At 71.1% G+C, this 12,179-nt stretch carries 14 protein-coding genes and 1 tRNA gene; 2 read left to right on the top strand and 13 right to left on the bottom strand.

Annotated elements, in window-relative coordinates:
* Positions 1-6: 6 nt before the first annotated feature.
* The gene (locus tag ACWD3E_RS02255) at positions 7-963 is read left to right on the top strand and encodes a helix-turn-helix transcriptional regulator (RefSeq protein WP_451385640.1); all 957 of its coding nucleotides are present in this window, start codon (positions 7-9) and stop codon (positions 961-963) included.
* Between the two features lie 53 nt (positions 964-1,016).
* Here the strand turns inward: ACWD3E_RS02255 and ACWD3E_RS02250 are convergent.
* The 7 genes from ACWD3E_RS02250 to ACWD3E_RS02220 all read right to left on the bottom strand — a co-directional run bounded on the left by ACWD3E_RS02250 (position 1,017) and on the right by ACWD3E_RS02220 (position 5,395).
* Positions 1,017-1,089 (bottom strand) — tRNA-Ala (locus tag ACWD3E_RS02250).
* A gap of 73 nt (positions 1,090-1,162) precedes the next feature.
* Positions 1,163-1,831 (bottom strand): histidine phosphatase family protein, encoded by a 669-nt coding sequence (locus tag ACWD3E_RS02245; protein ID WP_451385639.1) that lies wholly within the window; start codon positions 1,829-1,831, stop codon positions 1,163-1,165.
* Positions 1,831-2,265: a ribosome silencing factor gene (rsfS, locus tag ACWD3E_RS02240; protein ID WP_451385638.1), complete on the bottom strand. Its 435-nt coding sequence runs from the start codon at positions 2,263-2,265 to the stop codon at positions 1,831-1,833. The genes ACWD3E_RS02245 and rsfS overlap by 1 nt, the downstream gene beginning before the upstream one ends.
* A 152-nt stretch (positions 2,266-2,417) precedes the next feature.
* Positions 2,418-4,151, bottom strand: a complete 1,734-nt coding sequence (locus ACWD3E_RS02235) for a LytR C-terminal domain-containing protein (RefSeq protein ID WP_451385637.1) — start codon at positions 4,149-4,151, stop codon at positions 2,418-2,420.
* Between the two features lie 16 nt (positions 4,152-4,167).
* Entirely contained in the window at positions 4,168-4,854 is a 687-nt protein-coding gene (gene nadD, locus ACWD3E_RS02230) for a nicotinate-nucleotide adenylyltransferase (protein WP_451354478.1), read from the bottom strand.
* A 56-nt stretch (positions 4,855-4,910) separates the two neighbouring features.
* The gene (locus tag ACWD3E_RS02225; RefSeq protein WP_451385636.1) at positions 4,911-5,075 is read right to left on the bottom strand and encodes a hypothetical protein; all 165 of its coding nucleotides are present in this window, start codon (positions 5,073-5,075) and stop codon (positions 4,911-4,913) included.
* A gap of 152 nt (positions 5,076-5,227) precedes the next feature.
* Entirely contained in the window at positions 5,228-5,395 is a 168-nt protein-coding gene (locus ACWD3E_RS02220) for a hypothetical protein (RefSeq protein ID WP_451385635.1), read from the bottom strand.
* A 100-nt stretch (positions 5,396-5,495) separates the two neighbouring features.
* Here ACWD3E_RS02220 and ACWD3E_RS02215 point away from each other — a divergent pair, with 100 nt between their 5' ends.
* Positions 5,496-6,602 (top strand): M48 family metallopeptidase, encoded by a 1,107-nt coding sequence (locus ACWD3E_RS02215; RefSeq protein WP_451385634.1) that lies wholly within the window; start codon positions 5,496-5,498, stop codon positions 6,600-6,602.
* Between the two features lie 114 nt (positions 6,603-6,716).
* Here ACWD3E_RS02215 and ACWD3E_RS02210 read toward each other — a convergent pair whose 3' ends face one another.
* From ACWD3E_RS02210 to ACWD3E_RS02185, 6 genes are all read right to left on the bottom strand, one after another.
* The gene (locus ACWD3E_RS02210; RefSeq protein ID WP_451385633.1) at positions 6,717-7,784 is read right to left on the bottom strand and encodes an SCO2583 family membrane protein; all 1,068 of its coding nucleotides are present in this window, start codon (positions 7,782-7,784) and stop codon (positions 6,717-6,719) included.
* A 134-nt stretch (positions 7,785-7,918) separates the two neighbouring features.
* The gene (locus ACWD3E_RS02205) at positions 7,919-8,491 is read right to left on the bottom strand and encodes an SCO2584 family spore wall biosynthesis protein (RefSeq protein WP_451385632.1); all 573 of its coding nucleotides are present in this window, start codon (positions 8,489-8,491) and stop codon (positions 7,919-7,921) included.
* A gap of 119 nt (positions 8,492-8,610) precedes the next feature.
* Positions 8,611-9,897 carry a glutamate-5-semialdehyde dehydrogenase gene (locus ACWD3E_RS02200; protein ID WP_451385631.1) on the bottom strand — a complete coding sequence of 429 codons (1,287 nt, stop codon included), beginning with the start codon at positions 9,895-9,897 and terminating at the stop codon, positions 8,611-8,613.
* Between the two features lie 85 nt (positions 9,898-9,982).
* The gene (locus ACWD3E_RS02195; protein WP_451385630.1) at positions 9,983-10,408 is read right to left on the bottom strand and encodes a hypothetical protein; all 426 of its coding nucleotides are present in this window, start codon (positions 10,406-10,408) and stop codon (positions 9,983-9,985) included.
* Positions 10,409-10,529: 121 nt separating this feature from the next.
* Positions 10,530-11,636, bottom strand: coding sequence for a glutamate 5-kinase (gene proB / locus ACWD3E_RS02190; protein ID WP_451386479.1), 1,107 nt, complete (start codon positions 11,634-11,636; stop codon positions 10,530-10,532).
* 152 nt (positions 11,637-11,788) lie between these two features.
* A complete protein-coding gene (locus ACWD3E_RS02185; protein ID WP_451385629.1) occupies positions 11,789-12,115 on the bottom strand; it encodes a hypothetical protein in 327 nt (108 codons plus the stop codon).
* Between the last annotated feature and the right edge of the window lie 64 nt (positions 12,116-12,179).

Genomic DNA, 12,179 nt, shown 5'->3' with positions numbered 1-12,179 from the left:
AAGACGATGGCGACGAGGACACAACGCCGCAGGCCGGAGCTGGCCGCCTTCCTGCGCAGCAGGCGGGCGCGGGTGACACCGGCCGACGTGGGCATGCCGCCGGGGCTGCGGCGGCGCACACCCGGGCTACGCCGGGAGGAGGTCGCCCAGCTGTCCGGCGTGGGCGTGACCTGGTACACGTGGCTGGAGCAGGGCCGCGCGATCAACGCCTCGGCGCAGGTGCTGGACGCGGTCGCGCGCACCCTGCGACTGGACCCGCCGGAGCGGGAGCATCTGTACCGGCTCGCGGAGGTGCCCTTCGACCCGGCTCCGCAGGGCATGACCCGGCGGGTCGGTCCGGAGGTGCAGGGGGTCATCGATGCTCTCGACCCGCTGGTCGCGGTGGTCTACAACTCGCGGTACGACATCCTCGCCACGAACCCGGTGTACCGCGCCCTGTTCGCGGTGCCGGAGACGCTGCGGATCGGCGTGCCGAACGTGCTGTGGACGCTGTGCACGGTGTCGGAGGAGGCCTGCCCGGTGGTGCACCTGGAGCAGGAGCTGCCGTTGATGGTGGCGACGCTGCGGTCCGCCTACGGCAGACATGTGGGCGAGCCGGCCTGGGAGGACTACATACGCGCACTGTCGGCGGCGAGCCCCTCCTTCGCGCAGCTGTGGGCGAGCGGGGTGGTGACGCCTCCGGGGCCGCGGGTGAAGGTCTTCCGGCACGAGGCGGTGGGCGAGATGCGGATGACCTCGCAGTCGCTGTCGATCGACGGAATGCCCGAGTGCCGGATCGTGGTCTACACGCCGGAGGACGAGGAGACCCACGAGAAGGTGACGTTCCTGCGGGAGCGCCGGGAGCACCTGTGGCCCCCGGCACAGGACGGCACGGAGGCCGGCGGGGAGGCCGAGGAGGCCGAGGAGGCCGAGGAGGCCGAGGAGATCATCCGCAGGTGGAATGCAGAAAATCCCGCCCCCTGAGGGGACGGGATCCTCATCACCGATCCTTGACAACTCAACAGAGTGTCGATCAGTGGAGCTAAGGAGAATTGAACTCCTGACCTCCTGCATGCCATGCAGGCGCTCTACCAACTGAGCTATAGCCCCTTGTGTTCTTCCCGCTCGGCGGGGCGAACAAGAAGAACTTTAGCCTGTGACCTGCCAGAAAGTGAAATCCGGGTCAGGTGTCGTCGCCGAGGACGGGCTCCGGGAGGGTGCCCGCGTTGTGCTCCAGCAGGCGCCAGCCGCGGGCGCCTTCGCCGAGCACGGACCAGCAGCAGTTGGAGAGGCCTCCGAGGCTCTCCCAGTGCCGGGCCTCCAGGCCCAGCAGCCGGCCAATGGTGGTGCGGATGGTGCCGCCGTGGCTGACCACGACGAGGGTGCCGTCCTCGGGCAGCTTCTCGGCGTGCCGCAGCACGACGGGGGCGGCGCGGTCGGCGACCTCGGTCTCCAGTTCGCCGCCGCCGCGGCGGACGCTGTCGCCGCGCTTCCAGGCGGCGTACTCCTCGCCGTAGCGGGCGATGATCTCCTGGTGCGTCAGCCCCTGCCAGACGCCCGCGTAAGTCTCGCGCAGACCCTCCTCGCGGGCGACGTCGAGACCGGTGAGAGCGGCCAGCTCGGCGGCCGTGTTCGCGGCCCGCTGGAGGTCCGAGGAGACGATCGCGTCAGGCCCCAGGGAGGCGAGCAGCCGTGCGGCCCGGCGGGCCTGGCCGATGCCGGTCTCGGTCAGCTCGACGTCGGTGGTGCCCTGGAAACGGCGCTCCACGTTCCACGCGGTCTGGCCGTGCCGCCACAGGATGATGCGGCGACCCGGGGTCCTGCGGTCGGTCACCTCACCGGTGGCGCTCATCACCAGTCCCCGCCCGGCTCCTCGGCGGCCTGCAGCTTGGCGTGCTCCTCGGCCTTGCCGCGGGTGGCCTTGGCGTCGGCGGGCAGCTCCAGCTCGGGGCAGTCCTTCCACAGCCGCTCCAGGGCGTAGAAGACGCGCTCCTCGCTGTGCTGGACGTGGACGACGATGTCGATGTAGTCGAGCAGGACCCAGCGGGCCTCGCGGTCGCCCTCGCGGCGCACCGGCTTGGCGCCGAGTTCCTTCTGCAGACGCTCCTCGATCTCGTCCACGATCGCCTTGACCTGGCGGTCGCTGGGCGCGGAGGCCAGCAGGAATGCGTCCGTGATCGACAGCACGTCGCTGACGTCGTAGGCGATGACGTCGTGGGCGAGCTTGTCGGCCGCCGCCTGGGCGGCGGTGTTGATGAGGTCAAGAGAACGGTCGGTGGCGGTCACTACGTAGCTTTCGGTCGGGGACAGAGATCGGCTGGGGCGTGGGGCGGACCGCAGGGCACGGCCCGTCGGCGGTCACCAGACCTCAAGGGTCTCACGGACCGCCTGGCACACCCCACGTGATTACGGCGGCACGTGGGGTGCCCCGGCCGGGGTCAGGAGGAGCTGGGCCGGTAGTCCGTGCCCAGGACCACCGAGACGTCGGCTCCGGAGGAGACGCTGCCCTTGCTCACGGAGCCGGCGGGCAGGCCGAGGGTCTTGGCGACCTCGGCGGCGTTCTCCTTGTCGCCGGCGTCCGAGTAGGTCACCTTCGACGTGGCCTGGGTGCCGGACGCGCCGCCGCCCTCCAGGAAGGTGAAGCCGCCGTTGAGGAGCACCACGCGGGCCTTCTCGGTGTCGCCCTTCACGCCGGTGGCGTTCCGGACGGAGACCCGGACCGCGGAGCCCGCGTCGGGGCTCTTGGCGGTGCCGCCAAGGATGTCCTTGACCACGCTGTCGCTGGTCTTGGCGGTCAGCGTGCCGTCGGCCTGCACGGGCAGCAGGGCCGTCTTGTAGTCGCCGCCCTTGGCGAGGTCGGCGAGCTTGGCCAGGAACGCGCCGAGGTCCTTGTCGGTGAGCGGCGGGTCGAGGATCTGCGCGAGGGTCTGCACGGTGACCGTGGCCCCCGCCGGGTCGGAGGACAGCTTGCGCAGCACGCCCTGCATGACCTGCCCGAACCGCTCCAGCTGGGCGTTGTCGGACTCGCCGGCGGCGCGGTAGGTGGCGTAGGCGACGGCCATCTTGCCGCTGAGGGTCTGGTCCGTGCCCTTGTGGACGAGCGGCCCGGTGCCCTTCTTCTTGGTATCCGGGTCGGGCACGTCGGCGTTGGTGTCGACCTCGATGTTGCCGACCAGCTCGACGAGGTTCTGGAGGTATGGGGTGTCCAGCCGCCAGGTGCCCTGGATGTTGGTGCCGAGGACGGAGTCGAGCTGGTCGCGGGTGCCGGAGGTGCCGTCGTCGTCGACCGACTTGCCGAGGGTCGTGGTGGAGCCGTCGTCACCGGTCAGCGCGAGGGAGTTCGGCAGCAGGACGGTTGAGCCCCGCTTGGTGGTGGTGTTGTCGACCAGGAGCACCGTGGAGGTGCCGCCCTTGCCGGTGTTGTGGAGGTGGACGACGATCACGTCGCGGTTCTGGGCGCCCACGGCGGTGGTCTGGCCGGTCTTGCCGCCGGAGGAGGACAGGCCGGGGAGTTCTCCGGCGAACCAGAGGTAGCCGACTCCGCCGACGGCGACCAGGGCGAGGACGACGGCGAGGGCGATGACCCGGCTGCGGGCGCGGCGGCGGGCCTCCTCGCGGCGCTCGGTGCGGTTCTCGGTGAACTTCAGCCAGTCGATGACGTCCTCGGAGTCGCCGTCCGGCTCCTCCACGAACGCGAACTGCTCGGTGTGGTAGTCCGGTTCACGCGCGGGCTTCGGCCCCTTGGCCTCCTCCGGGGCGTGGGCCTCCTCGGCCGGGCCGGCCTGCTGCGGGATGTAGGGGGGCTGCTGCGGGATGTGGGGGGGCTGCTCGGGGGCCACCCGGGGCTGCTGCCCGCTGCTCGCCGCCTGCCCGTAGGGGTCGTACGCGGGGGCCTGGCCCGGAGCCGCCGTGCCGTAGGGGTCGTAGGAGCCGTAGCCGTCGTACGACGGGGGCTGTGGCTGCTGCCGGCCGGTGTCGTAGGGGGGTACGGGCTGCTGCTGCCCGGTGGTGTAGGGGTCGTAGCCGTAGCCCGCCTGCTGGCCGTACGGGTCGTAGGTCCGTTGCGGAGCCTGTTGTACCGGGACCTGCCGGTACACGGGCTGTCCGTACTCGTCGTAGCCGACGAGTTCGTACTGGTCGTTCCCGTACCCCGCGTCGTATCGGTCGTTCACCGGTGCCCCTCTCGGCTCACTCGCCGCGGTACAGCTCGCGCTTGTCGATGTAGCGCACGACTCCGTCCGGCACCATGTACCAGATGGGTTCGCCCTTGGCGACTCTCGCACGGCAGTCTGTGGAAGAGATGGCGAGCGCCGGAACCTCGACGAGGGTGACACCGCCTTCGGGCAGGCCCGGGTCGGTCAGATGGTGGCCGGGGCGGGTGACGCCGATGAAGTGCGCGAGGGAGAACAGTTCCTCGCTGTCGCGCCAGGTCAGCAGTTGGGCCAGGGCGTCGGCGCCGGTGATGAAGAACAGGTCCGTGTCGGGATTGAGGACGCGCAGGTCGCGCAGGGTGTCCACGGTGTAGGTGGGACCGCCGCGGTCGATGTCGATGCGGCTGACAGAGAACTGCGGGTTCTCGGCGGTCGCGATGACCGTCATCAGGTAGCGGTCCTCGGCCGGAGAGACCTTGCGGTGGGACTTCTGCCAGGGCTCGCCGGTGGGCACGAACACCACCTCGTCCAGCTGGAACTGCGCGGCGACCTCACTGGCCGCCACGAGGTGTCCGTGGTGGATCGGGTCGAACGTTCCGCCCATGACGCCCAGGCGTCGCTTGCCCGAGTGGGCGGGGCCGTGGCCCGGGCCGTCCTGCGGGTGCTTCGCCCTGGCGCCGGCGGACTCGTACGCCGGACCGGTAGGCATGTCCTGCTCTCCCATGCGTGCAGACCCTACCGGCCCGGTCTCGGCCCCCCTGCCGGGGCGGGGTACCCCGCTCAGCGGTCGCGGTTGAAGCGCGTGGTGATCCACAGCAGAAGCAGGAGGATGATCAGGGCACCGCCGCCGGTGACGGCCGGGTTCAGGCTGTTGTGGTGGCCGCCGTGCTCCTCGCCCTCGGCGGCAAGGGTGACCAACTGGGCTGCGGCGCTGTGGAAGCTCATCTTCGGCAGAACCTATCGCGTGTGGGCGGGATAAAGATGTCGGCTCATCGTAAGCGGGCGGCCCCGCGCCGCTCACGCCGACTCCGCCGTTGGGGGCGGACGGCGGCGGGAGGGGCCGGGAAAGGGCCACTGCGGGGAACTTCCGCGGCCGGTCAGTCGTCCTTCCGTTTGTAGCCGCGCAGCAGGAGCCAGGCGGTCAGCACGCAGCCCAGCACCATCACGATCAGGACGATCCGGAGCAGGCTCCCCGTCCCGTGCTGCTGGACGGCGCTGGTGGCGGCCTCGGTCAGCCAGGCGGCTGCGGGGTGATGCTCCGTCACGTGGACTCCTTCGGCTGTACTGCCTGTCCACGGTATCTCCGCCTAGGCTGGGCCCTGTCTCGGGGGCACAGTGGACACCTACACGTACATGGGGGATGACATGTCCGACGACGTCCGGCACGGGACCGGGCACGAGCGAGTGCCGAGCAGGCAGCGCAAGCGCTTCCCCGGGATCTCCTCGCGTGCCTACGAGCATCCGGCCGACCGTTCGGCTCTGGTGGCGCTGCGCAGGCTGAGCGGCTTCGACACGGTGTTCAAGGCGCTGAGCGGACTGCTGCCGGAGCGGAGCCTGCGACTGCTGTTCCTGTCCGACTCGGTGCGGGTCTCGGAGCGGCAGTTCTCGCACCTGAACGACATGCTGCTGGACGCCTGTTACATCCTGGACCTGGAGAAGGTCCCGCCGATGTACGTCACGCAGGATCCGCAGCCGAACGCCATGTGCATCGGGCTGGACGAGCCGATCATCGTCCTGACCACCGGGCTCGTCGAGCTGCTCGACGAGGAGGAGATGCGGGCGGTCGTCGGCCACGAGGTGGGCCACGCGCTGTCGGGGCACTCGGTGTACCGCACGATCCTGCTGTTCCTGACGAGCCTGGCGCTGAAGGTGGCCTGGATCCCGCTGGGCAACCTCGCGATCATGGCGATCGTGACGGCCCTGAGGGAGTGGTTCCGCAAGTCGGAGCTGTCCGCGGACCGGGCGGGCCTGCTAGTGGGGCAGGATGTGCGGGCTTCGATGCGGGGTCTGATGAAGATCGCGGGCGGCAACCATCTGCACGAGATGAACGTGGACGCGTTCCTGGAGCAGGCCGAGGAGTACGACGCCGGGGGCGATCTGCGCGACTCCGTGCTGAAGATCCTCAACGTGCTGCCCCGCTCGCACCCCTTCGCCACCATCCGGGCGTCCGAGCTGAAGAAGTGGGCGGAGTCCCGGGACTACCAGCGGATCATGGACGGGCACTACCCGCGGCGCACCGAGGACAAGGACACCTCGGTCAGCGGCTCGTTCCGGGAGTCCGCGGCCAGCTACGCCAGCGATGTGAAGTCCTCCAAGGACCCGCTGATGAAGCTGGTCACGGACCTGGCGGGCGGCGCGGGCGGCCTGGGCGGCCGGGTGCGGCGCGGCTTCGACGGCTTCACGAGCCCGCCCCAGTCGAAGGAGGGCCCGACGGACACCCCGCCCCGGGACGACGAGGACGGCGACCAGTAGCGAGACACCGAGGCGTGCCCGGCACCACCGACCGCCGGGCACGGCACCCTTGAAACGGGCTCCGGCTGAGCAACCGACCCAGTCTGACCAGTCGCGGCCGGACCCCGCCCCACCTCACATCTTCGGCTGAGCCCCAGTGGCCAGCGTCCCGCACAGGGCCGTTGCGCTGTCCGTCTCGTAGGGGTTGGTGCCCGCGGGGCCGCCTGTCCTGGCCGTCTGGCCGGCCAGGAGGGGGCGGAGGTAGGAGAGGGAGTCCTCGGCGCAGGCCAGGGGGCCGGCCTGGACGTAGGACGTGACCAGTTGGACCTGGTGGGTGCGCAGGTCGTCGCGGTCGAAGCGGAAGGTCAGCTCGCGGCGGACGGTGAACAGGGAGACGGGCGCCTGGGCGACCCCGGTCGGGCGCAGCGCGTAGACGAAGGTGTGGTCGGCGGTGATCTCCAGCGTGGCCGAGTCGGCCTCGGCGGCGTGGAAGCTGCCCTGGACGCGGATCTTGTCGTCGGCCAGCTGTGCCCGGGAGGGGTCGAGGCGGACCACCCAGCCGGTGGGCGCATGGCGGCCGTCCGCCGCCGGGTGGTCGAAGCTCTGGTCGAACTGGGCGAGTTGGTCGGAGTCGAGGAGGGCGCGGGCCGGGCGGATCTGCCGGCCGGTCAGCACCTCGGGGTCGAGCGAGGAACGGACGATGTAGTCCTTGGTGGTGGTCAGGGCGGCCACGACCTGGCTCTCGGAGAAGTGCACGGTGGCCCGCGAGGCGGGCAGCGGTATTCCCTCGGCGCCGACCTCGAACTGGGCGGCGGGGCTGTGCGCGTACAGCGTCTCGGCGTCGGCGGCGCCGGGCACCTTGCCCTGTGGGGCGAGCGGGATGACGGTCATCCGCAGGGACTCGACGGGCCGCCGGCTCTGCGGGTCGTCGTAGGGGTGGCGGATGCCCATGTAGATCGCTGTGCTCAAGGCGACGGCGATCAGCAGGAGGAGGATCACGGCCTGCCGGGCCAGTCCGCGGTGCAGGGTCGGGCGCCGGCGCACGGCGGGCGCGTGGTCGGCAATGCGCTCCTCGGCGGAGTACTCCTGGAGGCGGGCAGCACGGACGAACGATTCGTCGAAGACGACGGATCGGTACTCGTCCTCCGCACCACCGGGGCCGCCCTCGGGTGTCCCCTCCGGTGGGTCTACAGGCCCGCCCATACCTTCAGAGTAGGTCTCGCGGGCCTCGGGTAAACGCCCGTCTGCACGACAACTTCTGACAGGTTCTCACCAGCTGCCTGACAGATTCTCACCCCGCGCATGACAGGCGCTCACCCCCGGCGCACGCGGGGCGCTCAGGGCGAGCGCGGAATGGCCGAGACGGCCGGCCGGGAGTGGTCGTCGGCGGAGGGGGGAGGCGATGTGGCGCCCTGTTCGAGGCCGGTGGAGGCGGGGGGCGGCACCCGGTCGCGGGTGCCGGAGGAGGCGCTCCGGTAGACCGCAGCGAAGGCCAGCGCGACCATGCCGATGCCCATGACGAGGGCGAGCAGCCAGGCGACGGGGCGGTGCCAGCGGACCTTGTTGCCGTAGGAGCCGAAGGGGCCGTGGTAATCGGAGAGGACGTAGGTGTCGTCCAGTTCGTCCTCGTCCCGATCATGACCGAGATCGGTCCCCTCGGGGCTGTACTTCTCCTCGTAGCGCTCGCGTCTGGCGCGGGCGCGGCGGGCCTCCGCCTCGGAGGCCTCGGCTCTGGCCTCTGCGGCGGCCAGGAGACGTTCGACGGCGGTCGGCTCGTGGACCGTGGCCGCCTTGACGAAGGCCTCGTCGAAGACCACGGAGGCGAACTCTTCGTCCGACACCCCATGGTCGCGGTCGTCGTCGGGCTCCCCGCCGTCAGGGAACGGCGTGCCCCCCACGTCCTCCGGCACGGGTCCAGAGTAGACCTGGGGGGTCAATTTGGGCAGACGGTATGGAAATTCGTCTGCCTGCTGAGACGGCTCTGCGACGGCTTTCGGCCGCCGTCAGGCCGCCGCCGAACGGGGGATCCTCAGCGGCGGACGTGCCCGTCGCCGGTGACGATGTACTTCGTGCTGGTCAGCTCCGGCAGGCCCATCGGGCCGCGGGCGTGCAGCTTCTGGGTGGAGATGCCGATCTCGGCGCCGAAGCCGAACTGGCCGCCGTCGGTGAAACGGGTGGAGGCGTTCACGGCGACGGTGGTGGAGTCGACCAGCTGGGTGAACCGGCGGGCGGCCTGCTGCGAGGTGGTGACGATCGCCTCCGTGTGGCCGGAGGTCCACAGCCGGATGTGCTCGACGGCCTTGTCCAGCGAGTCGACCACGGCGGCGGCGATGTCGTAGGAGAGGTACTCGGTCTCCCAGTCCTCGGGGGTCGCCTCGACGACGGTGGCCTCGGAGTCCTTGGCATAGGCCAGCACCCGCTCGTCGGCGTGGACGGTGACCCCGGCCTCGGCGAGGGCGTGGAGGGCGCGCGGCAGGAACTCGGGGGCGATGTCCTGGTGGACGAGGAGGGTCTCGGCGGCGTTGCAGACGCTGACCCGCTGGGCCTTGGAGTTGATCAGGATGTCGATCGCCATGTCGATGTCGGCCTGGGCATCGACGTAGACGTGGCAGTTGCCGGTGCCGGTCTCGATGACGGGGACGGTGGACTCGTTGACCACGGTCCGGATCAGGGAGGCGCCGCCGCGCGGGATGAGGACGTCGACCAGGCCGCGGGCGCGCATCAGCTCGCGCACGCTCTCACGGCTCTCGCCGGGCACGAGCTGGACGGCGTCGGCGGGCAGCCCGGCGCCGCCGACGGCGTCCCGGATCACCCGGACGAGGGCGCTGTTGGAGGCGTAGGCGGAGGCGGAGCCGCGCAGCAGGACGGCGTTGCCGGACTTCAGGCAGAGCGCGGCGGCGTCCACGGTGACGTTCGGGCGGGCCTCGTAGATGATGCCGACGACGCCGAGCGGGACGCGGACCTGGCGCAGGTCGATGCCGTTGGGGAGGGTGGAGCCCCGGACGACCTCGCCGACCGGGTCGGGCAGCTTCGCCACGTCGCGGACGTCGGAGGCGATGGCGCGGATCCGCTCGGGGGTGAGGGTGAGCCGGTCGACGATCGCCTCGCTGGTGCCGTTCTCCCGGGCCTTGGCCACGTCCTTGGCGTTGGCCTCGACGATCTCGGCGGTGCGGACCTCCAGGGCGTCGGCGATGGCGAGCAGCGCGTCGTCCTTCACGGAGCGCGGGAGCGGCGCGAGGTCGGCGGCGGCGGACTTGGCGCGGTAGGCGGCCTGGGTGACCGGGGACATCGAGTCGTACGGGGAGAGCGTGGTCATGAGGGAAGGGTAGTGCGCGGCAGGGGCCCCTTCAGCGGCCGTTTCACACCCCGAGACGGCCCAAAAGGGATGAAGCCCGCCCGCACTAGAACGGGTGTACGCCGACGGGCGTGGCGGGTGCCGGGCCGTACCCCTCGGCGATGCGCTGGTGGTAGGTCTCGCGGTCGATGACCTCCAGGCCGACGATCTCCCAGGGCGGCAGCCCGGCGCTCTGCCGGTGCTCGCCCCACAGGCGCAGCGCGACGGCCGCCGCGTCGTGCAGGTCGCGGGCCTCCTCCCAATATCGGATCTCCGCGTGGTCGCCGGCGTATCTGCTGGTCAGCAGGAAAGGGTGGTCGTGGGCGAGCTGTTCCAGGGCCCGCCGCAGTTCCTGCACGGGCACCTTCTCCCCGCGGACGCTGAGGGTGACATGCCACAGCCGGGGCAGGTCCTTGGGCTCCTCGTAGGTGCCCCCGGCCGCGACGCTCGTCAGAGCACCGCGGGATGCCACCCCAGGGCGCGCTCGTCTCACGACGGCCTCCTTCACGCAGCGCTCGGAAACATGCCTCCGACACAAAGTTGAGCAGGCCGTATCGCTCTGCGGGGCGGTTTTACGGAACGTCCCCCACCGGAGGCGTTCACGGCACCCCGGTTTACGCGTGCAGGAGCACCAGGTCGTCCCTGTGTACGACCTCGCGCTCGTACGCCGGCCCCAGCTCGCGGGCCAGCTCACGGGTCGAACGCCCGAGCAGCCTGGGAATCTCCTTGGCGTCGAAGTTGACGAGCCCGCGGCCCACCGCGCGCCCCGAGGGGTCGCGCAGCTCGACCGGGTCCCCGGCGCTGAACTCGCCCTCGACGGCGGCGATTCCGGCGGGCAGCAGCGAGGTGCGGCGCTTCACGACGGCGTCGACCGCCCCCTCGTCCAGGATCAGCGCCCCCTGCGGGGTGGACGCGTGCTGGAGCCAGAGCAGCCGGTCGGCGGAGCGCTTGCCGGTGGGGTGGAAGTAGGTGCCGGTGTCGCCGCCGCCGAGCGCCTCGGCCGCGTGGACGGCGCTGGTCAGCACCACCGGGATGCCCGCGGCGGCGGCGATGCGGGCCGCCTCGACCTTGGTGACCATGCCGCCGGTCCCGACGCCGGCCTTGCCCGCGCTGCCGATCTCGACGTCCGCGAGATCCTCCGGGCCCCGCACCTCCGCTATCCGCGAGGTGCCCGGCCTGCCCGGGTCGCCGTCGTAGACGCCGTCGATGTCGGAGAGGAGCACCAGCAGGTCGGCGCGGACGAGGTGGGCGACGAGGGCGGCGAGGCGGTCGTTGTCGCCGAAGCGGATCTCGTCGGTGGCAACGGTGTCGTTCTCGTTGACGATCGGGAAGGCGCCCATGGCGAGCAGCTTGTCGAGGGTGGTGGAGGCGTTGCGGTGGTGGGCGCGGCGGCTCATGTCGTCGCTGGTGAGCAGCACCTGCCCGACGCGGACGCCGTAGCGGGCGAAGGAGGCGGTGTAGCGGGCGACGAGCAGGCCCTGGCCGACGCTGGCGGCGGCCTGCTGTCGGGCGAGGTCCTTGGGCCGGCGGCGCAGGCCCAGCGGGGCGAGGCCGGCGGCGATGGCGCCGGAGGAGACGAGGACGATCTCCCGCTCTCCCCCGCTGCGGCTCTTGGCGAGGACGTCGACCAGCGCGTCGACGCGGTCGGCGTCCAGGCCGCCCGCGGCGGTGGTCAGCGACGAGGAGCCCACCTTGACGACGATCCTGCGGGCCTCGCCCACGGCCTGCCTTGCCCTTGCCACCTGCGGTCCGTCTCCTTCACGTGCACGTCTCCTGCGCCGCGCTCCTCGGCCTCCACAATCTACGGGAAGCGGAGCGCGGCGTGCCCGCGCATTTCAGTCCATGGACCGTTCCGGGCCGGAGCGCAGCGGCGTCACCCCGACGAAACGACCTCCACATACACAGCAGCCGACCCCGGGGCGTCCTCGTCGACGAACACGTTGTAGCTGAATCCATCACGGGATACCGAGCCGGCCTCGTATCGCTTCACCTTGGAGACATCACGTCCGGCCAGTCGTGCAACATCCTCGAAGCCCTTGCGGGTGTCGTAGCCGGGCACCGGCTTGATACCGGTCGACTGGAAATAGGAATCGACACGGCGCCCGGGAATGACAAAGAGGAAGTGCGCTATACCTGCGCCCCCTCCGCCTGACCCGTCCGCGCAGTGATACACCTCGTCCGCTTCCGCGGGCAGCGTCACCCGCCATGACCGGGCAACCCCGGCTGCGCCACTGCGGCTAGCCTTCCCGCACCCCTCCTCGGCT

The sequence above is a fragment of the Streptomyces sp. NPDC002676 genome (assembly GCF_053592455.1).
This window is presented reverse-complemented; position numbering and strand designations above follow the sequence as displayed.